The organism is Bradyrhizobium sp. LeoB3 (assembly GCF_055456055.1).
In genome coordinates, this window is record NZ_JBVBEF010000062.1 from 13,443 (window position 1) to 39,630 (window position 26,188).

A 26,188-nucleotide genomic window follows, 5' to 3' on the forward strand; every position below is an offset into this window, starting at 1 on the left:
ACATTTGCGGAAAGCCGCAGGTTCCGGCAATAATTCCTAAATCAGAACGGCGGAATTCCGATGGTCAGACCGCCCAAGCAATCGCGCCTGCTGACCCACGGCCAGGTCTGGGCCGCACTGGACCGGTTGGCGGAGCGCGCCGGATTGTCACCGTCCGGGCTTGCCCGGCGCGCCGGGCTGGACCCGACCACCTTCAACAAGTCCAAACGCATCACCGCCGACGGCCGCGAGCGTTGGCCCTCGACCGAATCGGTCGCGAAGGCGCTCGCCGCGACCAACGTGTCCATCGACACCTTCGTGCAGTTGATTGGCGACGGCGGCGGCCGCGGCGGCCCATCAGTGCCGCTGATCGGCCTTGCCGAAGCGTCGGCAAGCGATGCTTTCGACGACAGCGGCTTTCCGACCGGCAAAGGCTGGGACGAAGTGGCGCTGCCGACCGTCCCCGACGAGCACGCCTTCGCGCTCGAAATCTTCGGCGACACGCTGCGGCCGGTTTTCCGCGAGGGCGATATCATCCTGGTGTCGCCCTCAACTCCGATCCGCCGCGGCGACCGCGTGGTGGTGCGGACCAAGGACGGCGAGATACTGGTGAAGGAGTGCAAACGCCGCACGGCGAAGACGCTCGAATTGCAGTCGCTCAATCCGGCGGAAGCAGATCGCACGCTCGCGGCCGAGGACGTCGCCTGGATCGCGCGGATCGTGTGGGTGAGGCAGTAACTCTCTGGTGTCGTCCCTGCGAACGCAGGGACCCCTAACCACAGGAGGTTGTTGTGGCGCGCATTATTGTCCTTGGTGCGGGATTCGCCGGCCTCTGGGCTGCCATCGGGGCTGCGCGCATGCGCGATGAGATCGGCCGGGCGGCCGAGGTCGAGATTCTCGTCATCGACCGCAATCCCTATCACAACATTCGAGTCCGCAATTACGAAGTCGACCTGAGCGAGGCGGCGATCCCGCTTGGCGAGGTGCTGGACCCCATCGGCGTCGCTCACAGACTTGCCGAGGTGCAAGCGATCGATGCGGTCAAACAGCAGGTGACCGTCGCAGCGAGCGACGGCCCGGAGGTTTTGACTTACGATCGGCTGGTGCTGGCGCTTGGCAGCGAACTGGCGCGCCCGGCGATTGCCGGCCTCGCGGCCAACGGCTTCGACGTGGACACCTATGCGGCTGCCGTCCGGCTCGACGCACATCTCGCAGCGCTCGGCGCCGAGGCGCCATCGGAAGCGCGCTCCACGGTGGTCGTGGTCGGCGCCGGTTTCACCGGAATTGAGGTCGCAACCGAGATGCCGGGCAAGCTCGATCGAGCCGGCATCACCGACGGGCAACGCATCGTTCTCATAGACCCCAATCCCGCGGTTGGCATCACAATCGGGGATAATGCCCGCCCTGTCATCAATGAGGCGCTCTTGGCGCTCGGCGTCGAAACGCGACTGGGCGTGAGGGTTACCGCGATCGAGCCGAACGCGATCGCGCTCAGTTCGGGGGAGATCATTCCCACACGGACAGTCGTGTGGTGCGCGGGCATGCGCGCAAGTGCGCTGGCTGAGGCGCTGGATGTTGAACGCGACCGGTATGGTCGCGTCATCGTCGATCAATTCATGCGCGTGACCGGTGCAACAAATGTCTTTGCCGCCGGCGATGTGGCCTGCAGTTTCGTGGACGGTGTCCACGCCTCCGTGATGTCCTGCCAGTTCGCCCGGCCGATGGGCCGCTTCGCAGGCCATAACGTCGTGGCCGACCTGTTCGGGCAGCCGATGCTACCGCTTCATATTGATTGGTATGTCACCGTGCTCGATCTCGGCGCGTGGGGAGCTTTGTACACGGAAGGGTGGGATCGCCAGGTGCGCACCAGCGGGGCTGCCGCGAAATTGACCAAGCAGACCATCAATCACGTGCGGATCTATCCGCCGCGGACCGGTGATCGTGCGGAGATTCTCGCGGCTGCGGCGCCGACGCTGCAGGCGCCGCCGGCCGTGCGATCGTAAACGTCGGCTGCAGAAGCATCGCGCGTAGACTCAGCATTCTCGTCGTCCTCGCGAAGGCGGGGACCCATAACCACAGGGAGCTGTTGTGGCGCGAACAAGCGGTTGCACCTCAGCGCATCACATCTGCCTGCGGGGATGGGTCCCGGCCTGCGCCGGGACGACAAGGGGATGTAGTTGTGCGCGAGCCTCGCCGGCTTACGTCGCGTAATCAGGCTCCTTGCGGTCCAGCATGCGCTTGAGCGCATCGAAGTGCCGCTGCGCCGGGCTTGGGCCCTTGTAGAGGCTGGTGCCGCCGATATCGCGCATGGTCTTTTCGACCACGGGAGCAGGCAGCTTCTTCAGCGGCTGTCCGGTCCACATCGCATAGATCTGCACCTGCGCGGCGCGCTCGATGTAGTAGAGCCGGTCATAGGCCGCCGCGACGGTCTCGCCGACGGTCGAGATGCCGTGGTTGGCCATGAATAGAATGGTCTTGTCGCCGATCACCCTGGCGAGCCGTGCGCCTTCGGCCGGATCGAGCGCCGGGCCGGTATACTCATCGTCATAGGCGATCTCTCCGGCCATGCCGACTTCGGTCTGTCCGATCTCTTTGATGCGGGGATCCTCGAGCCGGGTCAGCGCGCTGGCAAACGGCATGTGGGTGTGAAACACCGCTTTGGCCTGCGGCAGCGCCTTGTGGATCGGGGCGTGGATGCAATAGCAGGAGCGCTCGACCTCGCCCTCGCCGCGCTTGACCTCGGCATCGTCGATGCCGACTTCCATGAAAGAGGAAGCGGTCACCTCCGACCAATGCATGCCGAACGGAATCTGATAGTAGCGGTCGCTGCGGCCGGGCACCACGAAGGTCAGATGGTTGAAGATGCCCTCGCTGAAACCCTGGATGAAGGCGAGCCGGTGCGCGGCGGCGAGATCGACGCGCGCCTGCCACTCCGCGGCGCCTTGATCGGTAAGCGTGTCCGGCGAAACCCTGAACTGCATGTTGATCCTCCCTTGCGCGCCTGTACTGGCGGCTTGTTATTGGGGCAGTCTAGCTCAAATCGCCGCCGCCCCGATTGCAATTACCGTGCACCAACTATCCCAATTTCGCGAGGCGGGCGCGGCGCATTGGCGGCAGCTGGCAGCATGTTTTCGATAGAACAACGCGGCAAGACACAGTTTGCGTTGGCAAAGCCGGCAATGTTCGCCCTACAGTTAAGGATGAGGAGACCTGTTTCGGATGACTGCTGGCACTGAAGGAAACCCAGATCGCAAGACCATTGCCGTCGTCGGCCTCGGAAGCATCGGCGGTATCATCGCCGGCCTGTTGCGCGCGGCGGACCGGCACGATGTGGTCGCCTGTGTCAGGCGGCCGCTCGATCGTCTCGTGGTCGAGCGTGCGGAAGGCGCAATCGATGTTCCGCTTCGCGCACTGACCGATCCGGAGCAGGCGACGCAGGTGGACTGGGTGCTGTTCTGCACCAAGGCGCAGGACACGCCGTCAAGCGCGCCGTGGCTTGCAAGACTCTGCGGCGCCGACACCCGGATCGCGGTCCTGCAGAACGGCATCGGGCACAAGGAGCGGCTGGCACCATTGGCCGGACACGCAACCATTATTCCCACGCTCGTCTATTACAATGGCGAGCGATTGGCGCCGGACCGCGTTCGCTTCCGACGTGCCGGCGACTATGAGTTCACGGTCGCTGACGATGCCGATGGACGGGCGTTCGAAGCCCTGCTCGAAGAAACCGGCATGCGGGTGCTGCGCAGTGACGACTTCGCCACGCTCGCCTGGCGAAAGCTCCTGATCAACGCGGTCGCCAATCCGATCACCGCGCTGACCCTGCTGCGGCAGGCGGTGTTCCGGCGCGAGGACGTCAAGGCGCTGTGTCTTGCCATCCTCGAAGAGGCTGTTGCCGTCGGGCGCGCCGATGGCGCTCGCCTCGAGGCAGATGAGGCCCAGCGAATGCTGGCGACGCTGCTCACCTATCCGCCCGACGCCGGCACCTCGATGTATTTCGATCGCCTCGCCGGCCGACCGTTCGAAGCCGACGCGCTCACCGGCGCGATCGTCGCGGCCGGCGAACGACATGGCGTGGCGACGCCGCTCAACGGCCTCCTGCTGACGCTGTTGCGCGCGACCAGCGATGGATTGCGCGACGGTAAGCTGTAGGTCGTAGCGTGGGCAACGCGATTGCGGTCGAGATAGATGGTGAGCCACGAACAATGCTGTCATTGCCGGGCCTGACCCGGCAATCCATCGACCAAAAGAGTCTTGCGAAGCTGGATGGATGCGCGGGTCAAGCCCGCGCATGACGAATCCAGAGAGCTACGACGACCTTGCCAGTGCGCCGTCGATCATGTTGACGGCGTTCTGGAGGCCGTAGACCGCGACGAAGGAGCCGAAGCGCGGGCCTTTCTCCTGGCCGAGCAGCACCTGGTAGAGCATGTTGAACCAGTCGAGCGAGACGCCGGGGCGGCCGTCCTTGCCTTTCTTCACGGGATCGAGGAACGGCTCGCGGCGGCCGATCTCGTAGACCACGTTCTGGATGTCCTCTGCCGTCGAGTCCGCCGGCATGTTGGATAGCGCATCGCGCAAATCCTGCAACGCCGCACGCTCGCTCTCGGTCGGCTCGCGGAATTGCTTCGAGGGCGCGACGAAGTCGCGGTAGTAGTTGATGGCATAGCCGACCATCGCATCCAGCTTCGGATGCGTCTGCGGCGTCACGCCCGGGCGATAGCGGCCGATGAAGCCCCACAAGGTCTCGGCATTCTCCGCATTCGACGACGACACCAGCGTCAGCAGAAGCTGGAAGGTGACGGGCATGTCCACCTTCGGCGGATGGCCGGAGTGGATGTGCCAGACCGGATTCTGCAATTGCTGCCGCCCTTCCTGACGCGGGAAGGCGTCGACGAACTGCTGGTATTCGTCGACATTGCGCGGGATCACGTCGAAATAGAGCCGCTTGGCCGCCTTCGGCTCGCGATACATGAACAGCGACAGCGATTCCGGCGAGGCATAGCGCAGCCATTCGTCGATTGTGAGCCCGTTGCCCTTCGACTTCGAGATCTTCTGGCCTTTGTCGTCGAGGAAGAGCTCGTAGTTGAAGCCTTCCGGCGGCGTGCCGCCGAGCGCCGCGCAGATCTTGCCCGACAGCTTCACCGAATCGATCAGGTCCTTGCCGGCCATCTCATAGTCGACGCCGAGCGCATACCAGCGCATCGCCCAATCCGGCTTCCACTGCAATTTGCAGCGGCCGCCGGTGACGGGGACCGTGACGCTCTCCTTCGTCTCGGGGTCTTCATAGGAGATCGTGCCGGCCTTGGCGTCATGTGCGGTCACAGGCACGTAGAGCACAAGCCCGGTGCGCGGGCAGATCGGGAGGAACGGCGAATAGCTCGCGGCGCGCTCCTCGCGGAGCGAGGGCAGCATGATCGCCATCACCTTCTCGATCCGCTCCAGCATCCGCAGCAGCGCGGCGTCGAAGCGGCCCGAGGTGTAGTAGTCGGTCGAGCTGGCGAATTCGTAGTCGAAGCCGAACTGATCGAGGAAGGCACGCAGCCGCGCATTGTTGTGCTCGCCGAAGCTCGGATGCGTGCCGAAGGGATCAGGCACCTTCGTCAGCGGCATGCCGAGGTGCTGCTCCAGCAGCTCCTTGTTCGGGACATTGTCCGGCACCTTGCGCAGGCCATCCATGTCGTCGGAGAAGGCGAGCAGACGCGTCTTGATCTTGTCCTCCGTGAGCACGCGGAAGGCGTGGCGCACCATGGTGGTGCGCGCGACCTCGCCGAAGGTGCCGATATGGGGCAGGCCGGACGGGCCATAGCCGGTCTCGAACAGCACCTCATCCTTCGGATTTTTTTTCAGCCGCGCGACAATCGCTTTCGCCTGCTCGAACGGCCAGGCGTTGGATTGTTCGGCGAGCGCACGCAGGTCGCTCGGGCTTGCGGCAAGGTCAGTCACGGACATCAGGGGTCTCCAAGGCCGCGGAAACTAACGGCCTCCGCGGCAAAATGCAAAATAGCGGCGAAGCTGTCATTCCGGAGCGATGCGACAGCATCGAACCCGGAATCTCGAGATTCCGGGTCTGGTCCTTCGGACCATCCCGGAATGACGGAGTACGAAAACTCCTAAAACGGGCTGACGGAAAAATAGCGCAGCCACAGATCGGTGTAGCGGCCTTTTTCCCAGAGCCGGAACAGCGCCCAGTTCAACGCCTGCCGGAGCAGGTCGTTGCCCTTGCGCACCGCAATGCCGATGCCCTCGCCGAAGAAGCGGCTCTCGACGAAGGGGCCGCCGGAGAAGGCGCAGCATTCGGCCGAATCGGTGCCGTTGATCCAGAACGCGAGCGCGATCGCGTCGCCGAAGATGAAATCGACCTCGCCGCGGCGAAGCGCCTGCCGGAGCGCGTCGTCATTTGGATAAGTGTGGAGCTCGGCGTCGGTGAACATCGCCTTCAGATAGGCTTCGTGCGCGGTGCCGCCGATGACGCCGACCTTCTTGCCTTCGAGATATTCCGGCCGCACTTCCGGCATCACGGCATTGCGCTGGGACACGAAGCGGGCCGGCGCGCGGTAATAAGGATCGGAGAAATCGACCCTTGTGCGCAATTGCGGCGTCACCGCCATCGAGGCGATGATGGCATCGCCCCTGTTGGTGGCGAGCGCATCCACCAGCGTCTCGAAGCGGCGCATCTGGATGGTGCAGGTGACCTTGATCTCCTCGCAGATCGCGCGCGCCAGGTCGACATTGAAACCGGCCGGATTGCCGTCAGGACCGGTGAAGTTGAACGGCGGATAATCGGTTTCAGTCAGGAACCGGATCACGGTGATGCGCGACAGATCCGGCCGTTCAGGCCGGCGCCGCGGATCCCAGAAACCAGGCACCGCCTGCGGCGCCGCCTCGACGGGCGGCTTCGGCGGCGTTTGCGGCTGTGGGGTTTGTGCATTCGCCGCGCCGCTAAAAACAGCCAACGCCGCCACGACCAGCCATCCGGCCATGGCGCGGATAGAACGGGAGATGTCGAGCGGGGCGGTCTGATCAGGCATTCGGCCGGGCAATGTTGCGGAATTGGACGGCCTTATAGACCATCCGGGGCATGATGCGAGGCTTTAGCTCAGAGATAGCGCTTGAGGTCGGCCGCAGCTTCTTCCGGGCTGCGTTTGAGGTTGAACGGTGAGACGAACTTGCCGTCGCGGTCCATCAGATAGATCAGCGCGGTGTGGTCCATTGTGTAGTCGCCGTCCTTGAGCGGGACCTTCTTGGCGTAGACGCGGTAGGCCGACAGCACCTTGGCGATGGCATCGGGGTTGCCGGTGAGGCCCTTCAGATGCGGGTCGAAGCTGGAGAGGTAGTCCTTCATCGCCGCCGCGGTGTCGCGCTCCGGATCGACCGAGACGAAATAGGCGTTCACCTTGTCGGCGTCCGTGCCCATCGCCCGCAGCACTTCGGAAATCTCGAACAGCGAGGTCGGGCAGACGTCGGGGCAATGGGTGAAGCCGAAGAAGATCAGGGTCGGCTTGCCCTTCAGGCTCTTGTCGGTGATGGTCTGGCCGGCTTGGTCGGTGAGCTGGAACGGGCCGCCGATCGCCGACGGGGTGGTCATGCTGCGCAGGCCGCCCATCGTCCAGAACAACAGCAATAGCCCGATCGCCAGGCTGCCGGCGAAGGCAGCCACGATCACGAGCGGGCGGGTGGTCCGATCCATGAAAAAATTCCTCTTATTGGTGATCAGAAACAGGCCGAGACGCCGGCCGCGATGGTCTCAAAGAACACCGCCGTGCCGTAATGGAACCAGAGCGCGCCCGCGCCCAGCACGACGAACGCGCCCAGCCCCGCGGCACCCCAGGCGATGGCGGACGCCGCCTTGCCCTGTGCCGAGGCCGGCGCGGTCATTCCATGAGAGGCGGAAACCGGCTGAACCATGTGCTTGAAATAAGCCCGGTTCCGCCGCCCGGCAAGCGCAATGCTGCGGCGCGCCGTCACATCATGTGGAGGGAATTTCGGAGCTATCGCCACTCGTCATGCCCGGGCTTGACCCGGGCATCCACGTCTTCCTTGACGTCAAGAACGTGGATGGCCGGGTCAAGCCCGGCCATGACGGCAGAGGGCGACCGGCGCCTCTAGCGCGCCCGGTTGGCGGAGGCCTGGGCGTCGAGGTAGCAGGGCCGGAACATGGCCTGCAGGGCCTTGCCGCGCAGGAAGATCATCCTCGGGGTGAGGCCGCCGCGGGAGGCGATCCAGCGGCGGATCGAGGTCGGGTACATCGAGTACAGCATCTGGGTCGCTTCGGGATTGGTGATGGCGCGGCCGTTGGCGCCGAAATCCCATGCAGCGTGGAAACCGAGATTGGCATGCGAGGTGACGCAGATCCGATTATGCGGAACCGCACCCAGCACGATGGTGCAGGCCGATGCGCAGAGGCCGTCGATGATGACGGTTTCGCCGGAACTGCGAAGGCCTTGATATCTGTCGACGTAAGTGCCGATCCTGCCGCCACGATCGTCGGCGATCCGCACCACCGCATGCGAAGCCCCCATACCCGCCAGCAGGAGAACCGCCGCGAGCAACCCCGTCATCAACTTCATGGCCTGCCCCAGTCGAATATCGAATCCGTTGATCTTAGTGATGCAAGACTTTGGCCAGCGTGTTGCGGGTCTGGATTTTTGTCCAGCCGTCACAGCTCGATCAAAACAAATTCAAATCGAGTGTTGCGCACACGCTGCAGTTTGCGGATGAGAGGTCCCAAACTGAAACAACCTTACCGTGTCCTCGCGGAACGGCCGCCAAGCTCCCTTTGCCGTTGACCGCGCGCGAACGTGCAGGTCTCATTCAAAGGGAACTCGGGGGAAGAAAGACATGGCTGAGGATGTAGACGTCATTGTGGTGGGCGCGGGTCTGGCAGGCCTTGTTGCCGCCACAGAGATTACAGATGCCGGAAAACGCGTCATCGTGGTCGAGCAGGAAGGCGAACAATCGCTCGGGGGCCAGGCGTTCTGGTCGTTCGGAGGATTGTTCCTGGTCGATTCGCCGGAACAGCGCCGGCTCGGCATCAAGGACTCTCACGCGCTCGCGCTGCAGGACTGGATGGGAACCGCGGGCTTCGATCGCGACGAAGACCATTGGCCGCGGCGTTGGGCGGAAGCCTACGTCGCTTTCGCCGCTGGTGAAAAGCGCGACTGGCTGCGCGCGATGGGCCATCGCCTGTTTCCGATCGTCGGCTGGGCCGAGCGCGGCGGCTATGACGCGATGGGCCATGGCAATTCGGTGCCGCGTTTCCACGTCACCTGGGGCACCGGGCCCGGCATCGTCGAGCCGTTCGCGCGCCGCGCACGCGAGGCCGAAAAGAGCGGCAGGCTGATCTTCAAGTTTCGCCATCGCGTCGATGCGCTGTCGGTGACGAACGGTGCGATCGACGGCGTCACCGGCGCGATCCTCGAGCCGACCAATGTGGAGCGCGGCAAGAGCACCTCGCGCAATGTGGTCGGCGAATTCTCGCTGCGCGCGCCAGCCGTGATCGTGGCGTCCGGCGGCATCGGCGGCAATCATGAGCTGGTGCGGCAGAACTGGCCGAAGCGATTGGGCGAACCGCCGCAGCACATGATCTCCGGCGTGCCCGCACATGTCGACGGCCGCATGATCGGCATCACCGAGGCGAGCGGCGCGCGGCTGATCAACCGCGACCGGATGTGGCACTACGTCGAGGGCATCCAGAACTGGAATCCAATCTGGCCGAAGCACGGCATCCGCATCCTGCCCGGGCCGTCATCGGTGTGGTTCGATGCGACGGGACGGCGGCTGCCGGCGCCGCTGTTTCCGGGCTCCGACACGCTCGGGCAACTGCAATACATCATGGGCACCGGCTATGATTATTCCTGGTTCATCCTGACCCAGAGCATCATCAAGAAGGAGTTCGCGCTCTCGGGCTCCGAGCAGAACCCCGATCTCACCGGCAAGAGCTGGCGCATGACGATCAAGCGCGCGACCAACAAAGGCGCGCCGGCGCCGGTGGAAGCGTTCAAAAAACACGGCGTCGACTTCATTGTGCGCGACAGGCTCGAGGATCTCATCGCTGCGATGAACCAGCTTTCCGGCGACAACCTGTTGAAGCTCGATCACATCCGGACGCAGATCGAGGCGCGTGACCGCGAGATCACGAATCCTTACGTGAAGGACGCGCAGGTGATGAACCTGCACAATGCGCGCAAATATATCGGCGACCGCCTGATCCGCACCGCCGCGCCGCATCGCATCCTCGATCCCGCGCATGGACCGCTGATCGCGGTGAAGCTCAACATCCTCACCCGCAAGACACTCGGCGGATTTGAGACCGATCTCGATTCACGTGTGTTCGGCCACGACGGCGAGATCATCCGGGGACTCTACGCCGTCGGCGAAGCCGCAGGATTCGGCGGCGGCGGCATGCATGGCTATCGTTCGCTGGAGGGGACTTTCCTCGGCGGCTGCCTGTTCTCCGGCCGAAATGCGGGACGCGCCGCGGCGAAGGCGGTGGGATAAATCGCGACTCGCCAGTGTTAAGCGACTGCGCTAGGTAGTCACCCGCCAATCAACGGGAGAACAATATGACCATTCAGCGTTTTGAAACCGGGCCGCGGATGAGCCAGGTCGTCGTGCATGGCGACACGGTGTATCTGGCCGGGATCGTCGCCAACAAGACGGCCGGTGAAAGCGTGACGAAACAGACCGAGGAGATCCTCTCGATCATCGACGGCCATCTGGCAAAGGCCGGCACCGACAAATCGAAATTGCTGACGACGACGATCTACATCACCGACATGAAGACGTTTCCCGAGATGAACGCCGTGTGGGACCGCTGGGTGTCGGCAGGCAACACGCCGGCGCGCGCCACCGTCGAGGCCAAGCTGGCGGCGCCGCAATACACTGTCGAGATCATGGTGACCGCGGCGAAGTAAGCGCGCCTTACTCGAGAATGGCGATGCCGGCCGTGACGCGCGGCCGGCATCGTGCATTTCGTCGAGCGTGATCGAGCGACTTCCATCGTCGAAGCGACCTATGCCGCCGCGACGTTGGTCTCGAAGAACGCCTTGAGCCCGACGAAAGTCACATCGGGCCTGGTGATGACATGGACCGGAATCTCCCGCAGATAGGCATCGAACCGGCCTTTGCTGGTGAAGCCCGTGCCAAAACCCGATCCCGCCAGATGATCGACGAAACGAGGTACGATGCCGCCGGCGATATAGACGCCGCCGCGGGCGCCGAAGGTCAGCGCCAGATTGCCGCAGACCATGCCGAGCATCGCGCAGAACATGTCAAGCGCCGCCCGGCTCGTCGCGCAGCTCCCGTCAAGCGCGGCCTGCGTGATCGAGGCCGCATCGCGCGCGGGCGCGCCGGCGCCGTCGATGGCGTTCAGGGCGTCATAGAGATTGGCGAGGCCGGACCCCGATAGCACACGTTCGATCGAGACGTGACCGAAGCGCCCGCGCAGGTGATCGATCACCCGCTCCTCCCGTTCCGACGTTGCCGGCAAGGTGGCATGGCCGGCTTCGGTGACAACTGCCACGGGCGGCTTGCTCGCCGGAACCAGGCAGGACGCGCCAAAGCCGGTCCCCGGCCCGACCACGAGCATGGGAGCGCCGGCGACCGGAGTTCGGCCGCCGAGCGATACCAGGTCGGAAGTCCCCAGTGCCGGGAGCGACCAGGCCAGCGCCTCGAAATCATTGAGCAGATGCACAGCCGTGAAGGCGAATTGCTGGCGCAGGCTGGCCGCATCGAACATCCACGGGCTGTTGGTCAGCACCACGCGGTTGTTCTCGATCGGGCCCGCGATGCCGAAAATCGCCGCAGTGGCAACGCCGCCCGTCGCGTGGCGGGCGAGGAAGGCAGCGATCGCCTCCGCCGAGTTCGGATAGTCGGCGACCTTGACATGTTCGATGGGGCCGATCTGACCACCCCTGACGAGCGCGAAACGCGCATTGGTGCCGCCGATATCGGCGAGCAATGCTTGGCTGGTCCCGGTCATTGACTCCGTTTCCTGTCGAGTTCCGATCAGCACGCGCCCATCTTTCGGCGCAGCCGCTTGCCGGTTCCGGTCCGCGCCTGCCGGCTGGCTGGCGGCGATGAGGTCCGAGTACCACCGCACGGAGGTTTTGGGAATCGGTCGCTGCGTGGGTTTATCAACGCAACCCAGGCCGAAAACGCTGCGAATAGCCCGCCGCCCCTTCGTCAGTGTTGCGGGCTCAAACAACGTTCGAGCGCGATGAGCAACTGCGTCCGGCCAACGATTCCGATGGGCTTGCCGTCGCGGACCACCAGCACCTGCGATATCTGGTGCGCGTCCATTCGCGTAACGACATCGTCAACCGTCGCGGTCTCATCCACGCGGACGGGATCCCGCGTCATGACGGCATCGACGCGCAACGCGTGCGTTCGCTCGCGCATCAGATGACCCTCCGCTCTTCCGAGCATCAATTCGAGCAGGAACCCTGCGGGGCCAGTCACGCCCAGCTCCTGGCGATGCAGGAAATCACCTTCGGAGATGATGCCGACCAAAGATCCATCATCGTCGATCACAGGCAAGCCACGCTGGGTGGTTTCCAGGAGCAGGTGGACGGCATCGAGCAGCGGCGCGTTCGGCTTTATGGTGGCGAAGCAGGTTCGCATGACATCCGTTGCCAGCATTGTTTCTCTCCAAACAGGCTCGGGTCGCGAGAGCGTTTTCGAGCGAAGCATGCCCTCGGACTTGATCCGAGGGTGGGCACCGGTTCGCGGGAAGAAAACGCGTCAAAGCAAAAATCTAGAGCTTCGGCTCTGGTTCAATCAGAACCTAAGCTCCAGCGTGCACCGGCGAGCCAGCCGGACCTTGATGTGCGTCAAAATGACGACGGCGCCCTCTGACCTGGATCAATACCTGGATCGGCCGTTGTGCTCTTATGGCTGCGTCCAATTCGGACCGATTGCCACCAATTGTGGGGGAGAATGACGATGTTCAAGAACCTATTGGTGCTTATCCCTTCCGAACGTCCGGCGCGGCCGGTGATTGACGGCGCCGTGCTGCTGACCATGACGTACGGCGCCCACCTCGACGCGCTGTCCGTCGCCTACGAGACTGCCAATGTTCCGATCGCCGCGGCCGGCGGCGCTGCGGTCGCCATGATCGTCGAGGAGACCCGGCAGCACGCGCTGGAGCGCGCAGAGGCCGCGATGCTCGTTTTCGAGGTCGAGGCGAAGCACGCAGGGATTTCGTATACCTGCCGCACCATGAGCGCGACACCAGGCGAGGCAATCGCGATCGCCGGCGCCAGCGCCCGGCTTCATGATCTCACCGTCGTCCTGCAGCCGGAACCCGACCGCGATACATTCGACAACGACGTGCCGCAGGAAGTCCTGTTCCAGTCAGGCGGCCCGGTCTTGTTCATGCCCTATACCTTCCGCGGCGCATTCGCGGCGCGGCGCATCGGAATTTGCTGGGACGGAAGCCGCCTTGCCGGCCGTGCGCTGCGGGATGCCATGCCGCTGCTGCGGCACGCCGACGCGCTCACGATCATTTCCATCGGCAATCCGGGGGCGATTCCCGACGAAGCAAGCCCGCAGCGCCTCGTCGAACATCTGGCGCGGCTTGGACTGCCGGCCAAGATCATGGCCTTCCCGGCCGCGCACTCCGAAATCCAGCCGGCCATCCTGTCCGTAGCGGCCGACGAGAGCCTCGATCTGCTGGTGATGGGCGGTTACGGGCATTCGCGGCTGCAGGAACGGTTGCTCGGCGGCGTCACCCGCGAGATGCTCCAGTGCATGACGGTACCGACACTGATGTCGCATTGATCTGGCTGGCGGGCCTCCGCCGTCGCGTATCGTCCGTCATTGCGAGCGCAGCGAAGCAATCCATCGTTCCGCACATGGAGCCATGGATTGCTTCGCTACGCTCGCAATGACGATTGTCTGGGTCCCAGCCCTCCGTAACATTCCTTAGGGTCCGTAATCTTCCTTAGGGAAGGACTCCGAATTTTCAGGCGCGGTGCAGGCAGGCACTCTGGCTCCATCAGATGATTTGAAGGAGCCCGCCATGCACACCGACGCTTCCCGCCCCGTCATCCAGGCCGCGAGCACGCCGCACCGTCTCGGAAGCCCGGCCATGCAGGGACCGCTTGCGCTGATGGGCACGCCCTTTCAATATGCGCGCAATGCCGAGATCTACGGCGAAGGTGACGAAGCCGAATATCTCTATCAGGTAGTCTCTGGCACCGTCCGCGCCTACAAGGTGCTGGAAGACGGCCGGCGCCAGATCGGCGGCTTCTATCTGCCGGGCGACATCTTCGGCTTTGAGGCGGGCGAAACGCACTCGTCTTCCGCCGAGGCCGTGAACGGGGCGCAGGTCCTGATCGTCAAGCGCAGCGCGGTGATGCTGCGTGCCGAGCGCGAGAAGGATCTGTCGCAGCAGCTTTGGGATGCCACCACGCGCGAACTGCAGCGCTTCCGCAATCACATGCTGCTCCTGATCAAGACGGCCGAGGAGCGGGTCGCGGGATTCCTGCTCGATATCGCCCGCCGCACCGCCAGCACGAATTCGATCGAACTTGCGATGTCGCGCCAGGACATTGCCGACTACCTCGGCCTCACCATCGAGACCGTGTCGCGCACCTTCACCCAGTTGGAACAATCCGGCGCCATCACGCTGGCGACCTCGCGCCGGATCGAATTGCGGAACCGGGCTGCGCTAAACCGGCTGAACGCCTGACGAGGATAGAATCGACCGCGATGTGCCATGAACCATTCATTGATCAGCGCGGATCGTGGCACCCATCGCAAGATCATTGCGCTTGGTGCTGCTGCCGCACTCGCGATCATGCTGCTGGCGGTTCATGGCCGAAGCAGCGACCGGACCGAGGCTTCGCGCCGGCAGCCCATTGTCCAGCATATTGCCGCGCCCGATGCGATGCGTCCGCTCGCACTAGCCGAGTTGAGATAGCCCGGCTCCCCGCCGAAAGCTTTCGTTTCACGCCCTGATCCTGGGCCTTGGTTCCGAAACATCGTCGCCACCGGCCTGGAGCCAGCGGATGATCCGGCGCCACGAACGGCCCAAGCTCTCGCGCCCCATGAAAAGACCGAGGTGACCGCACGGCTCGGAGGACTGCTCCAGCCATTGCGGCGGCGTGCCGAGCAGGCGCGCCGTGGCGAGTGCCTGCTCGAGCGGCACGACAATGTCCTTCTCTGCTGCCAGCAGGAAAACCGGAACCGTCACATCGGCGAGATCGATCTTGTGGCCAAGCGCGATGAATCGTCCCTGGGCGATCCGGTTCTCGCGGAAGATCCAGTTGGTCGCCTCGATATAAAAGGTTCCCGGCAAATCCAGCAGCTTGCGATCCCAGCGCTCGAAGCGTGCCAGCAGTGCCGCCCCCTGTTCGGATCCATCACCGACATCCCTCTGCAAGGTCGCTTCGACGTCCTGGAGGGTGAGCGGCATGCTCCAGAAGCGAAGCGTATGCTTGCCGCTTATGATGCCCTCTCCCTGGTGCACCAGCTCGTCGAACGCTGCCTCGGGCACACTTGCCACCATCCGCGACAGATCTGAGGGCACGGAGACATCGACCGGCGCACCGGCGAGCACGAGCCGCCGCACCTTGTGCGGAAAACGGGCGGCATAGACCAGCGACAGCCACCCGCCCTGGCACAAGCCGATGAGATCGACCGGTGCGCCGATGTCATCGACGGCCACGTTGAGGTCGGCGAGATAGCTGTCGATCGAAAGATAGCGCATCTCTGATGTCGCCGAGCACCAGTCGGTGACATAGATGCGATCCATGCCGCCCTGTTGCAGGGCCTGCACCAGGCTATGGCCGGGCGCGAAATCGGCGACCAAGGCCTCGTGCAGCGAAAAGGGGGCGCAGATCAGAAGCGGCTGGCCCGTCGCCTTGCGTGAAAAATCCCGCAGCCGCATCGAGGCGAGCTGCAGCGCGATCACGTTCGGCGTGGACCAGGGGGGCGGCGTTTCGTTCTCCGGCTCGGACGGCGTGGGCTCGCGACCAGCGAACCAATGCAGATAGGCTTCCAGCGCCAATCGCGTGGCTGCCATTGGCCATAGCAGCGTCTGCACCGCCCAATCCGTGTCGGCGCTGGGCTTCTCTTGCGGTGGTCTGCTCTTTTCACTCAAGCTCACCCCCCTTTGCTCGCCGGCGCCATGGTCGGACAGGCATCAGCGGAAGGTTTGACCTCGATCAAGCGTGGACAATATAGGACCACCATATTAGCGCTGGCCAGAGCGGGTTAGCAGGGGAGTTGTCCATGCCCTATCCCTCGAATGCGGATCTGCCATTTCCGGTTCGCAGCCATCTGCCTCCGCATGCCCAGGACATCTATCGCGAAGCCTTCAACCATTCCTTTGCCGCGCATGCGGGCGACATCAGGCAAGAGGAGATCGCACACCGGACCGCCTGGGCGGCGGTGAAGCGATCCTATGAGAAGGTCGGCGATCATTGGATCCAGAGACCCGGAATCTAGAACCTGAAGAGTTTTGTTCGAATTGCTCTAGCGCGAAACCAACGGCTGGCACGTGATCCGGTTTCGCGCATCACCGCAGATTTCCAAGCGACCGGCGATGACCTCGGAAGTAATCGATTAGCTCACGCCAACATCCGATAGTCCGCAGCAGCCGATCCATTCGGCGACACGCGAAGGAGAGCAAGATGACCGACCACAAAACCATCGCAAGCCGCTATATCGAACTGTGGAACGAGCGCACGCCGAGCCGGCGCCGTGAGATACTGGCCGAGAACTGGACCACGGACGCACGCTATGTCGATCCGCTGATGAGCGGCGACGGCCATGAAGGCGTCGATGCGCTGATATCAGGCGTCCAGGAAAAATTTCCGGCCTTCAAGTTCAAACTGATCGGCGAACCCAACGGTTTCGGCGACCATCTCCGCTTTTGCTGGGGCCTTGGTCCCGACGGCGCCGACAGCCCGATCAAGGGCACGGACTTCGCGGTGCTGAAGGACGGCCGCATCAAGAGCATCACCGGCTTCCTCGACCAGGTGCCGCAGGGCGCGTGATACGACGCGGCGCATGGCGGTGTTGCCGACGCAACATCCGTCAGCCTCGCTGCCATGCACTGCCGAGAAGAAAGAATAGAGCGGAGCAAGTTTACGTTACCGCTCGCGCGCTTGTGACGGCGATCTCGCTGTCGTGAGAAGTAACGCCTGACCTCCCACACCATTATCGCGCGCTACGATGAAGCGGTTTTGCATCCCGCAAGTGTCGCTTTGCGCAGCGTCGATGTGACAGTTTCGGTGAAAAGCAATTTCAACGGAGGCATATCATGGAAGTTGATAGTGACCGCCTGAACTCTTTCATGGGCAAGATGATTGGTGACATCGGCGCCGCGATGAACGCGTCGCTGATGCTGATCGGTGACAGGCTCGGCCTCTACAAGGCGTTGGCCGAGAAGGGACCGATGAACTCCGCAGAGCTGGCGGAAGCGACAGGCACCGCGGAACGCTATGTGCGCGAGTGGCTGTCGGCGCAAGCGGCCTCGGGCTACGTCGAATACGACACCAAATCCGGAAAGTTCTCGATGTTGCCGGAACAGGCCATGGCGCTGGCCGACGACGAAAGCCCGGTTTTCCTGGGCGCGGTCGGCAACGTCGTAGCGGCGACATTCCTCGACGAGCAGAAGATTTCCGACGCCTTCAAGACCGGCAAGGGCGTTGGCTGGAACAAGCGCAGCGAATGCCTGTTCTGCGGAACGGCGCGCTTCTTTCGCACCGGCTACAAGCATCATCTGGTGCAGGAATGGCTGCCTTCGCTCGAGGGCGTCGTCGACAAATTGAAGCGGGGCGCGAAGGTCGCCGATGTCGGTTGCGGGCATGGCATATCGACCCGGCTGATGGCGGAAGCGTTTCCGAAATCCACATTCTTCGGGTTCGACTATCACGAGGGCTCGGTCCAGGCCGCGCGCGAGCTGTCGCGGGATGCGGGACTGTCCGATCGCATGCACTTCGAGACCCACACCGCAAAGACTTTTCCTGCCAACAGCTACGATCTCGTGTGCTTCTTCGACTGCCTGCACGACATGGGCGACCCGGTCGGTGCGCTCAAGCATACCCGCAGCACCATGGCCAAGGATGGCACCTGCATGCTGGTCGAGCCCTTCGCCAACGACCGGCTGGAGGACAATCTCAATCCGATCGGGCGGGTCTACTATGCGGCCTCGACCATGGTCTGCACGCCGGCCTCCCTCGACCAGGAGGTCGGGCTCGCCCTGGGCGCGCAGGCTGGCGAGGCCAGGCTGCGCGAGATCGCCCGCGAAGCCGGCTTCACCAGGTTCCGGCGCGCCACCGAAACGCCGTTCAACCTGATCCTGGAAGCACGGCCATAACAGCGCGATAACGCCAGCACGCAGCGCCGCCGCGCGAAGTTTCTTCGCGTGGCGGCGGATGGACTTGACGCGGACGAGCGCTTGCGGGACTTGCTAACGGATCGAGGCAGGCGCTGACATGCGCGACCGCTGATCCGAGGACATCTGCCATGAGTACCTCTGTCGCCAACGAAGCCATCGATCTCCTGACGAAGCTGCGGGCTCTGCCGGCCTTCGTCGCCGACGGCAGTCTGATCGCCCGCTCGCCGATCGACGGCGAGGTGATCGGGCGTCTCAAGCCTGGAAGCGATGACGACATGCGCGCGGCGATCGCCCGCGCGCGCAGCGCGTTCCTGGCTTGGCGAACTGTCCCTGCCCCGCGCCGCGGCGAACTGGTGCGCCTGCTCGGCGAGGAACTACGCAGCTCGAAAGACCAGCTCGGGCGACTGGTGACGATCGAGGCCGGCAAGATCCTCTCCGAGGGACTCGGAGAGGTCCAGGAGATGATCGACATCTGCGACTTCGCCGTCGGGCTATCGCGCCAGCTTTATGGATTGACGATCGCGTCCGAACGCCCCGGTCATCGGATGATGGAGACCTGGCATCCGGCCGGCGTATGCGGCATCATCACGGCGTTCAACTTTCCGGTTGCCGTGTGGTGCTGGAATGCAGCGCTTGCGCTGGTCTGCGGCAACGCCGTGGTGTGGAAGCCTTCGGAGAAAACGCCGCTGACCGCCTGCGCGGTGCAGGCGATCATTGAGCGTGCGCTCGCGCGTTTCGGCGATGCGCCGCAGGGTCTCGCCGAACTGGTGCAGGGCGACCGCACGATCGGCGAAGTCCTGGTCGATCACCCCGACGTCGCCATTCTGTCGGCCACCGGATCGACGCGGATGGGCAAGCAGGTCGGCCCGCGCGTCGCCGCGCGCTTTGGCCGGGCCATTCTCGAGCTCGGTGGCAACAACGCCGCGATCGTCACGCCCTCCGCCGATCAGGACCTCGCTCTGCGCAGCATCGCGTTCTCCGCGATCGGCACCGCCGGCCAGCGATGCACCTCGCTGCGCCGCCTGTTCGTGCACGAAAGCATCGCCGATGATTTCGTCTCGAGGCTCAGCCGCGTCTACCGTTCCGTCACCATCGGCGACCCGCGCGAGTCGCGCACTTTGGTCGGCCCGCTGATCGATGCAGCCGCCTTCGAGGCGATGGGCCGTGCGCTGGAGGAAGCAACCTCGCTCGGCGGCAAGGTGCATGGCGGCACCCGCGTGGATCATCAATCACAAGCCGCCTATTACGTTGCGCCTGCCCTGGTCGAGATGCCGGCCCAAACCGGCCCGGTGCCGCGCGAGACGTTCGCTCCAATCCTGTACGTGATGCGCTACCGCGATCTTGGCGAGGCGATCGCCAGCCACAATGGGGTGCCGCAGGGGCTCGCATCGTCGATCTTCACGACCGACATCCGCGAGGCCGAGACCTTCTTGTCCGCAGTCGGCTCGGATTGCGGCATCGCCAACGTCAATATCGGCCCGTCGGGCGCCGAAATCGGCGGCGCGTTCGGCGGCGAGAAGGAAACCGGCGGCGGCCGCGAATCCGGATCCGACGCCTGGCGCGGCTACATGAGGCGGGCCACCAACACCATCAACTATTCGCGCAAACTGCCGTTGGCGCAGGGCGTCAAATTCGATGTCGGCTGACGCGAGGGATTGGAGCGGGCGAAGGGAATCGAACCCTCGTATGCAGCTTGGGAAGCTGCCGTTCTACCATTGAACTACGCCCGCGGATCTCGCTTTCCGCACCTGATTAGCCGAGACTGGGGCTTTCGCCAAGCCGCCTCTGGCGTTCTCCTTAACGGAAAACGTCCAGATTCCGGGTGGGCTGCTTGGGGCGTTGCGCCGCGGCGGGCGCATCGCTAAGTCCTAGGGCATGATCCGAAGGCCGCTGTTGCAGCGTGAGCGCATTGCAGTGAACGAGTTCCGCTGCACCGCGGTGCCCGGCGAGAAACCGTTTGCCGAACAATATGATGCGCATTCGATTTCCTATGTCCGCAAGGGCAGCTTCGGCTGCCATTGCCGCGGCCGTTTCCATGAGCTGGTGACCGGCGCGATCCTGGTCGGCCATCCCGGCGACGAATATACCTGCACCCATGACCATGTCGGCGGCGACGAATGCCTGTCGTTCTACCTGCATCCGGAGCTGGTGCAGGCGATCGGCGACAGCCGCGCGGTCTGGCAGATCGGATCGGTGCCGCCGCTGCCGGAATTGATGGTGCTGGGCGAACTCGCGCAAACGGCAGCAGATGGCAACAGCGACATCGGCCTTGACGAGGCCGGCCATCTCTTGGCCAACCGCTTCGTCGAGGTGGTGTCGGGGCGCGCGGCGAAGCCGGTGACAGCCGCCTTGCGCGATCGGCGCCGCGCGGTCGAGGCCGCGCTGTGGATCGATGCGCATTCGCAGCAAGAAATCGGGCTGGATGATGCGGCGGATCAGGCCGGCATCAGCGCGTTCCATTTCCTCAGGCTGTTCTCGGACGTCCTCGGCGTGACGCCGCATCAATATCTCGTGCGCTCGCGGCTGCGCCACGCGGCGCGCCGCTTGGCCGATGACGACAGCTCGGTCACCGAGATCGCCTACGACGTCGGTTTCGGCGATCTCTCCAATTTCGTGCGCACGTTCCGCCGCGCCGCCGGCGTCTCGCCGCATGCGTTCCGAAAAGCGTCGCGCGGCGACCGCAAGATTTTCCAAGAACGGCTGGCGCTGCACTAGCTAGCCTCCTCCAGTCCAGCGCGTCATCAGGCGCGCCTAAAGCACTGGAGAACGATCATGTATGACCATATCGGACTGCGCGTCGGCGATCTCGACGCCAGCGTGCGTTTCTATACCGCAGCGCTTGCCCCGCTCGGCTATGTCCTGTGCTCGCGCGATGACAGTGGCGCCGGCTTCGGCCCGAAGGGCGAGCCGGCGCTGTGGCTGCATCTGCACAAGGGCAAGAGCAATGGCGGCGCCCATGTCGCATTCCGCGCGCCGAACCACGAGGCGATCAAGACATTCCACAGCGAAGGATTGAAAGCCGGCGGCCGCGACAACGGCGCAGCCGGCCATCGCAAGGATTACAGCCCGACCTATTACGCGGCGTTCCTGATCGACCCCGACGGCAACAATGTCGAGGCGGTGTGTGCGTAAGCCGCGATCGCAGGGTGGGCAAAGCGGAGCGTGCCCACCATTACGAGCAGAGAGCTTGACGGTGGGCACGCTTCGCTTTGCCCACCCTACGCGACTTCACAAAGGAATTACCCCATGGCATCCATCCACAAGGAATTCATCATCGATGCGCATCCCGACCAGGTATGGGATGCCTTACGCGATTTCGGCGCGCTGCATACGCGCCTGGTGCCGGGCTTCGTGCTCGACACCAAGCTCGACGGCGATGCCCGCATCGTCACCTTCTCCAACGGCACGGTCGCGCGTGAACTGTTCGTCGACTGCGACGACGCGCGGCGGCGGCTGGTCTATGCCGTCGTCAGCGAGCGGCTGAAGCAGCACAGCGCATCCATCCAGGTGTTCGCCGACGGCGATTCCCGCAGCCGCGTGACATGGATCGCCGATGTGCTGCCGAACGAGATCGCGCCCTACATCTCCTCCCAGATGGATCTTGGCGTCAGTGCGATGCAGAACAAGCTCGGGCGAGAGTCGGTGTGATGAACCTGTGTCAGGACAGCGCGGGACTTACCTTCGCAATCGGCGCGCGCTTCGGGCCCCAGCGTGTCAGCACCACGCTTGCGCATGAGAGCACGCCGAGCACGACCATCGAGGCGGCTGCGAGCATGAAGAAGTTCTGCGCGGTCGCCTCATGCGTCGAGAGCCACCAGCCGCCGGCGGCGATGAACAGCAGACGCGCGGTCTGCGCCAGCACCGGGCCCAGCACCTTCGCCGCGCCTTGCGAGGAGAAAAACATCGACATCGCCAACCCGATGAAAGCGTACATCGGCGCCGCCGTCGACAGATATTGATGGCTGGCCAGGCGCACGGCGGGATCACCCGTGAAGAGGTTGACCCAGAGGTCGGGGAAGATGGCGAGGAAGGTGCCGATCGCACCGACCGAGACGAACGACACCGTGCCCGCGGTCCAGGCGATCCGCCGCGCCCGCGCAATACGGTCGGCGCCGACCGCCATGCCAATCATCGGCACTGAGGCGATGCCGGTCGCGAACGCGAGCGACGTCAGCATGAATTCGAGCCGCGCGCCGATGCCGTAGCCGGCCAGGATCGCGGTGCCGAAATTCGCCAGCATGTGGGTGAAGATGCTGATGGTCAAAACCGACTGCAGCGGCGAGAAGCAGGAGATGGCGCCGACCTTCAGGATGTCGATGAACATCGCCCACTGGATGCGCAATCCCCTGAGCTTCGGCACGACGCGGGCGCGGCCGGAGAACAGGTACCAGCCCATCACGGCAATGCTGATCGAATAGGCGATCAGCGAGCCCGCCGCGACGCCGCGCATGCCGAATTGCGGGATCGGCCCGAGCCCGAGGCCAAGCGTGCCGCCCAGGATGATCTGCCACACCGCGGACGACAGGATCATGGTCGAGGGCAGCTTCATGTTGCCGGTGCCGCGGAGCACGCCCGCCATGGTGTTCATCAGCCACGGCAGCACGGCGCCGCCGAAGAAGATCTGGCTGTAAGCAATCGCCTGCGCCAGCACGTTGCCGCGGCCGCCGAGCAATTCCAGAAGATGCGGCCCGAAGATCAGCATGCCCAGCATGAAGACCAGCCCGAAGCTGATGCCGATCAGAAGCGCATGCGCCGCAAGCGTGGAGGCGCGCTCGGTCTCGCCGGCGCCAAGTGCCCGCGCGATCGCGGAGGCCACGCCGCCGCCCATGGCGCCGCCCGACATGGTCATGGTCAGGATCACGCAGGGAAACACCAGCGCCATCGCGGCCAGCGATTCGACGCCGAGCCGGCCGATATAGGAGGTCTCCGCGATCACCACGCAGGTGCCGGCCGAGAGCGCGATCACGTTGGGCCAGGCAAGCCACAACAGCGTGCGCAGGATCGGCCCGTCGAGCAGGCGGTTGCGCGCCGGCGCCGTCACCGGCGGCGGCAGCGGGCGCTCTTCCTCGTCGACAGGTATTTCGGCAACCGCGATATCAGGCATTTCCACTCCCGAAGCACGCGGTCTGGTTGCCGCGGCGCGGTGCTTCCCTACCACGGCCGCGATCAATTCCACGTGCGCCCGGCGCAGGGGCCCCCTGCGCGATTGTAGGTGGGTAGCCTCCCGTCCCACCACACGAAATTCACGCCGAACGATAAGAACATTCGACCGGGCAACGGATTGTCCCTGCACCATCTTTAGGGAGCCCATCCATGCGCAGGAATCTGCTCGTGGCAATTTCGATCGGCGCGTTGGCGCTGTCGCTTTCCGCCTGCAATGACCCGGAGGACACCAAGACCGTCGCGCAGAGCTACGGGGCCGCGCCGGCGCTGCCGCCGCCCGAACATTCGCTGATCCCGACCGTCGATATCGCCACGCCGAATCCGTGGCCCGCCGGCACCAAACCGATGGCCGCCAACGGAATGGCCGTCAACGCGTTCGCGACCGGGCTCGATCATCCGCGCACGGTCTACATATTGCCGAATGGCGATGTGCTGGTGGCCGAAAGCAACGCACCGCGGAAGCCGGACGACGGCAAGGGCGTCAAGGGCTTCATCTACAAGCAGGCGCAGAAATGGGCCGGGGCCGGCGTGCCGAGCGCCAACCGCATCACGCTGCTGCGCGACGCCGACGGGGACGGTGTCGCCGAAACCCGCAGCATTTTCCTGAAAGACCTGAATTCGCCCTTCGGCATGGTGCTGGTCGGCAATGATTTCTATGTCGCCGACTCCGATGCGATCATGCGCTTCCCGTATCACGAGGGAGATACCAAGATAGACGCGGCCGGCGTGAAGCTCACCGAGCTCCCCGCTGGCACCATCAATCATCACTGGACCAAGGACCTGACCGCGAGCCCCGACGGCAGCAAGCTCTATGCGACCGTCGGCTCCAACAGCAATGTCGGCGAGAACGGCGTGGAGGCCGAGGCCAATCGCGCCGCCGTGCTCGAAGTCGATCGCCAGAGCGGCGAGTGGCGTGTGTTCGCCTCCGGTCTGCGCAACCCGAACGGCCCATCATGGAATCCGCAGACCGGCAAGCTCTGGGTCACCGTCAACGAGCGCGACGAGCTCGGTAACGATCTGGTGCCGGACTACATGACCTCGGTGAAGGATGGCGGCTTCTACGGCTGGCCCTACAGCTATTTCGGCCAGCATGTCGACAGCCGCGTCGATCCGCAGCGGCCGGACCTGGTCGCAAAGGCGATCGTGCCGGACTATGCGCTCGGCGCGCATACCGCCTCGCTCGGACTCACATTTAACACTGGGAATCTTTTTCCGCAGGACATGGCCGGCGGCGCCTTCATCGGCCAGCACGGCTCGTGGAATCGCAAGCCACGCTCCGGCTATAAGGTGATCTTCGTGCCGTTCGCGAATGGCAAGCCCGCAGGGCCGCCGCGGGATATCCTGACCGGCTTCCTCAACGACAAGGGCGAGGCCCAGGGCCGTCCCGTCGGGGTCCGCATTGCCAAGGACGGCGCGCTCCTCGTCGCCGACGACGTCGGCAACACGGTCTGGCGCGTGACGCCGGCGACGCATTCGGCGGCGAAATAGCGATCGGATCGATCAGAGCTTCGGTTCTGATTGAATCAGAACCGAAGCTCTGGATTCCCGTTTTGACGCGTTTTCTTCACACGAACCGGTGTCCACTTCGCTCGAAAACGCTCCGGCCAAGGTTCCTACTGTGGCTTTGCTGCACGCGAACGCAAACATTGCCCGCGGCCGTCGCATCCTCGCCCAAATGGCTTCTCGGTCTCGCCACGAATTCGGTTCACGAAGCATCGACCATACTTGGGGAGATGGTTATGCGGGCGACCAGACTATCTGCGCCGGTGGTGTCCACCGACGCCACGGCAGAGATCGCGCGGCTCCAGAATGAGCTGACCGGCTTCAATGACCGTATCACCGAACTCGAAAAACAGCATCCCGAGGCCTCGAAGCTGGAAGCGCTGAGGGCGAGCGCGTCGCTGCTGGCCCGGCAAATCGATGAGCTGCGCTGTTCGAGCTCGACCGACCTGACCGAGCTGCTCGCAAAGTAGGTCGCACCCCGAAAGAACGACGGGGACGATTGCCGGCGAATTAGCCAGGCGCGCTGGTCAAGGGCTTCCATGCGGCGAGCGCCGCGCGCGCAACGCGTTCAAGCTCTCGCCGCGTCGCGCCGTCGCGCGCCTGGATCGACATGCCCTGTTGCACGGTGACGTAGTATCGGGCGATCGCCGCGAGATCGGCGCTTGCCGATATCTCGCCTGATACCACGCCCTCCTGCAGGCGCTGCCGCAGATCCTCGACGTTTTTCGTGCGCATCGCCATCAGCTCGCGCCGCACCGTTTCGGACTGCTCGGTCGCATGCAGCGCCGATAGCACCACGAGGCACCCCGTCGGCCGGTTCCGTCGCGTGAACGCCCTCGCCGTCTGCATGAGATAGCTTTCCACCGCCTCAAAAGCAGTCGGCGCGCGAGCGATGCCATCCCAGATCTCAGGCCCCTCGGTGGCGCTATACAATTGCAGCGCTTGCCGGAACAGTTCTTCCTTGCAGCCGAAGGCCGCATAGAGGCTTGGCGAAGCAATCCCCATCGCCGTGGTGAGATCGGTCATCGACGCCCCTTCATAGCCCTTGACCCAAAACACCTCCATGGCGCGCGCGAGCGCCGCATCCTTGTCGAAGCCCCTGGGGCGACCTCGTTCGACCATCCGTCCACCCGATTTCTGTGTTCTTCACTACATAATCAGCTTGACCGCCCGGCGCAACCAACCTATTTCTGT

General features: G+C 64.1%; 28 protein-coding genes and 1 tRNA gene. 17 read left to right on the forward strand and 12 right to left on the reverse strand.

Features of this window, described 5'->3' with window-relative positions:
- Nucleotides 1-60: 60 nt before the first annotated feature.
- Nucleotides 61-717 (forward strand): S24 family peptidase, encoded by a 657-nt coding sequence (locus ACZXDY_RS30555; protein WP_196237382.1) that lies wholly within the window; start codon nt 61-63, stop codon nt 715-717.
- Between the two features lie 53 nt (nt 718-770).
- Nucleotides 771-1,982 carry an NAD(P)/FAD-dependent oxidoreductase gene (locus tag ACZXDY_RS30560; RefSeq protein WP_464348068.1) on the forward strand — a complete coding sequence of 404 codons (1,212 nt, stop codon included), beginning with the start codon at nt 771-773 and terminating at the stop codon, nt 1,980-1,982.
- A gap of 195 nt (nt 1,983-2,177) precedes the next feature.
- On the opposite strand, the gene ACZXDY_RS30565 is transcribed toward ACZXDY_RS30560, so the two are convergent.
- Nucleotides 2,178-2,960 carry a class II aldolase/adducin family protein gene (locus ACZXDY_RS30565; protein WP_464348069.1) on the reverse strand — a complete coding sequence of 261 codons (783 nt, stop codon included), beginning with the start codon at nt 2,958-2,960 and terminating at the stop codon, nt 2,178-2,180.
- A 238-nt stretch (nt 2,961-3,198) separates the two neighbouring features.
- On the opposite strand from ACZXDY_RS30565, the gene ACZXDY_RS30570 reads away from it, so the two are divergent.
- Nucleotides 3,199-4,131, forward strand: a complete 933-nt coding sequence (locus ACZXDY_RS30570; RefSeq protein ID WP_464348070.1) for a 2-dehydropantoate 2-reductase — start codon at nt 3,199-3,201, stop codon at nt 4,129-4,131.
- A 156-nt stretch (nt 4,132-4,287) separates the two neighbouring features.
- On the opposite strand, the gene ACZXDY_RS30575 is transcribed toward ACZXDY_RS30570, so the two are convergent.
- The 5 genes from ACZXDY_RS30575 to ACZXDY_RS30595 form a co-directional block, all read right to left on the reverse strand.
- Entirely contained in the window at nt 4,288-5,928 is a 1,641-nt protein-coding gene (locus tag ACZXDY_RS30575) for a lysine--tRNA ligase (protein WP_464348071.1), read from the reverse strand.
- A gap of 161 nt (nt 5,929-6,089) precedes the next feature.
- Nucleotides 6,090-7,007 carry a transporter substrate-binding domain-containing protein gene (locus tag ACZXDY_RS30580; protein WP_464348072.1) on the reverse strand — a complete coding sequence of 306 codons (918 nt, stop codon included), beginning with the start codon at nt 7,005-7,007 and terminating at the stop codon, nt 6,090-6,092.
- A 68-nt stretch (nt 7,008-7,075) separates the two neighbouring features.
- Entirely contained in the window at nt 7,076-7,666 is a 591-nt protein-coding gene (locus ACZXDY_RS30585; protein WP_028167642.1) for an SCO family protein, read from the reverse strand.
- A 23-nt stretch (nt 7,667-7,689) separates the two neighbouring features.
- Nucleotides 7,690-7,977, reverse strand: coding sequence for a hypothetical protein (locus ACZXDY_RS30590; RefSeq protein ID WP_464348073.1), 288 nt, complete (start codon nt 7,975-7,977; stop codon nt 7,690-7,692).
- A 104-nt stretch (nt 7,978-8,081) separates the two neighbouring features.
- Complete coding sequence (locus ACZXDY_RS30595; protein WP_028163486.1) at nt 8,082-8,546, reverse strand: hypothetical protein; 465 nt, start codon at nt 8,544-8,546, stop codon at nt 8,082-8,084.
- A gap of 271 nt (nt 8,547-8,817) precedes the next feature.
- Between ACZXDY_RS30595 and ACZXDY_RS30600 the strand changes: the two genes are divergently transcribed.
- Nucleotides 8,818-10,476: an FAD-binding dehydrogenase gene (locus ACZXDY_RS30600; protein WP_464348074.1), complete on the forward strand. Its 1,659-nt coding sequence runs from the start codon at nt 8,818-8,820 to the stop codon at nt 10,474-10,476.
- A gap of 65 nt (nt 10,477-10,541) precedes the next feature.
- Nucleotides 10,542-10,892: a RidA family protein gene (locus tag ACZXDY_RS30605; RefSeq protein ID WP_028163484.1), complete on the forward strand. Its 351-nt coding sequence runs from the start codon at nt 10,542-10,544 to the stop codon at nt 10,890-10,892.
- 98 nt (nt 10,893-10,990) lie between these two features.
- Here ACZXDY_RS30605 and glk read toward each other — a convergent pair whose 3' ends face one another.
- On the reverse strand, nt 10,991-11,959 hold the full coding sequence (gene glk, locus ACZXDY_RS30610; RefSeq protein ID WP_464348075.1) for a glucokinase: 969 nt from the start codon (nt 11,957-11,959) through the stop codon (nt 10,991-10,993).
- A gap of 203 nt (nt 11,960-12,162) precedes the next feature.
- A complete protein-coding gene (locus tag ACZXDY_RS30615) occupies nt 12,163-12,618 on the reverse strand; it encodes a CBS domain-containing protein (RefSeq protein ID WP_028163482.1) in 456 nt (151 codons plus the stop codon).
- A 303-nt stretch (nt 12,619-12,921) separates the two neighbouring features.
- Between ACZXDY_RS30615 and ACZXDY_RS30620 the strand changes: the two genes are divergently transcribed.
- The 3 genes from ACZXDY_RS30620 (at nt 12,922) to ACZXDY_RS30630 (ending at nt 14,902) form a co-directional block, all read left to right on the forward strand.
- Nucleotides 12,922-13,758 carry a universal stress protein gene (locus ACZXDY_RS30620; RefSeq protein WP_028163481.1) on the forward strand — a complete coding sequence of 279 codons (837 nt, stop codon included), beginning with the start codon at nt 12,922-12,924 and terminating at the stop codon, nt 13,756-13,758.
- Nucleotides 13,759-13,999: 241 nt separating this feature from the next.
- Nucleotides 14,000-14,671: a helix-turn-helix domain-containing protein gene (locus ACZXDY_RS30625; RefSeq protein ID WP_464348076.1), complete on the forward strand. Its 672-nt coding sequence runs from the start codon at nt 14,000-14,002 to the stop codon at nt 14,669-14,671.
- Nucleotides 14,672-14,698: 27 nt separating this feature from the next.
- A complete protein-coding gene (locus ACZXDY_RS30630) occupies nt 14,699-14,902 on the forward strand; it encodes a hypothetical protein (protein ID WP_456640702.1) in 204 nt (67 codons plus the stop codon).
- Nucleotides 14,903-14,929: 27 nt separating this feature from the next.
- Here the strand turns inward: ACZXDY_RS30630 and ACZXDY_RS30635 are convergent, their stop codons facing one another.
- Complete coding sequence (locus tag ACZXDY_RS30635; RefSeq protein ID WP_464348077.1) at nt 14,930-16,084, reverse strand: alpha/beta fold hydrolase; 1,155 nt, start codon at nt 16,082-16,084, stop codon at nt 14,930-14,932.
- Between the two features lie 131 nt (nt 16,085-16,215).
- Between ACZXDY_RS30635 and ACZXDY_RS30640 the strand changes: the two genes are divergently transcribed.
- The 4 genes from ACZXDY_RS30640 to amaB all read left to right on the forward strand — a co-directional run bounded on the left by ACZXDY_RS30640 (nt 16,216) and on the right by amaB (nt 19,974).
- A complete protein-coding gene (locus ACZXDY_RS30640) occupies nt 16,216-16,431 on the forward strand; it encodes a ChaB family protein (RefSeq protein WP_208830456.1) in 216 nt (71 codons plus the stop codon).
- Nucleotides 16,432-16,616: 185 nt separating this feature from the next.
- Complete coding sequence (locus ACZXDY_RS30645; protein ID WP_208830458.1) at nt 16,617-16,982, forward strand: nuclear transport factor 2 family protein; 366 nt, start codon at nt 16,617-16,619, stop codon at nt 16,980-16,982.
- A 266-nt stretch (nt 16,983-17,248) separates the two neighbouring features.
- Entirely contained in the window at nt 17,249-18,307 is a 1,059-nt protein-coding gene (locus ACZXDY_RS30650; protein WP_464348078.1) for a class I SAM-dependent methyltransferase, read from the forward strand.
- A 149-nt stretch (nt 18,308-18,456) separates the two neighbouring features.
- The gene (gene amaB / locus ACZXDY_RS30655; protein ID WP_464348079.1) at nt 18,457-19,974 is read left to right on the forward strand and encodes an L-piperidine-6-carboxylate dehydrogenase; all 1,518 of its coding nucleotides are present in this window, start codon (nt 18,457-18,459) and stop codon (nt 19,972-19,974) included.
- A gap of 10 nt (nt 19,975-19,984) precedes the next feature.
- Here amaB and ACZXDY_RS30660 read toward each other — a convergent pair.
- Nucleotides 19,985-20,058, reverse strand: a tRNA-Gly gene (locus tag ACZXDY_RS30660).
- Between the two features lie 145 nt (nt 20,059-20,203).
- Between ACZXDY_RS30660 and ACZXDY_RS30665 the strand changes: the two genes are divergently transcribed.
- The 3 genes from ACZXDY_RS30665 (at nt 20,204) to ACZXDY_RS30675 (ending at nt 21,976) form a co-directional block, all read left to right on the forward strand.
- Entirely contained in the window at nt 20,204-21,043 is an 840-nt protein-coding gene (locus ACZXDY_RS30665; protein ID WP_028163474.1) for a helix-turn-helix transcriptional regulator, read from the forward strand.
- Nucleotides 21,044-21,100: 57 nt separating this feature from the next.
- A complete protein-coding gene (locus ACZXDY_RS30670; RefSeq protein WP_028163473.1) occupies nt 21,101-21,460 on the forward strand; it encodes a VOC family protein in 360 nt (119 codons plus the stop codon).
- A gap of 114 nt (nt 21,461-21,574) precedes the next feature.
- Entirely contained in the window at nt 21,575-21,976 is a 402-nt protein-coding gene (locus tag ACZXDY_RS30675; protein WP_464348080.1) for an SRPBCC family protein, read from the forward strand.
- Between the two features lie 10 nt (nt 21,977-21,986).
- Here the strand turns inward: ACZXDY_RS30675 and ACZXDY_RS30680 are convergent, their stop codons facing one another.
- A complete protein-coding gene (locus ACZXDY_RS30680) occupies nt 21,987-23,432 on the reverse strand; it encodes an MATE family efflux transporter (protein ID WP_464348081.1) in 1,446 nt (481 codons plus the stop codon).
- A 209-nt stretch (nt 23,433-23,641) separates the two neighbouring features.
- On the opposite strand from ACZXDY_RS30680, the gene ACZXDY_RS30685 reads away from it, so the two are divergent.
- Nucleotides 23,642-24,979 (forward strand): PQQ-dependent sugar dehydrogenase, encoded by a 1,338-nt coding sequence (locus ACZXDY_RS30685; protein ID WP_464348082.1) that lies wholly within the window; start codon nt 23,642-23,644, stop codon nt 24,977-24,979.
- 251 nt (nt 24,980-25,230) lie between these two features.
- Nucleotides 25,231-25,464 carry a hypothetical protein gene (locus ACZXDY_RS30690; protein ID WP_464348083.1) on the forward strand — a complete coding sequence of 78 codons (234 nt, stop codon included), beginning with the start codon at nt 25,231-25,233 and terminating at the stop codon, nt 25,462-25,464.
- 40 nt (nt 25,465-25,504) lie between these two features.
- Here ACZXDY_RS30690 and ACZXDY_RS30695 read toward each other — a convergent pair whose 3' ends face one another.
- A complete protein-coding gene (locus ACZXDY_RS30695; protein WP_130229018.1) occupies nt 25,505-26,116 on the reverse strand; it encodes a TetR/AcrR family transcriptional regulator in 612 nt (203 codons plus the stop codon).
- Nucleotides 26,117-26,188 lie beyond the last annotated feature (72 nt).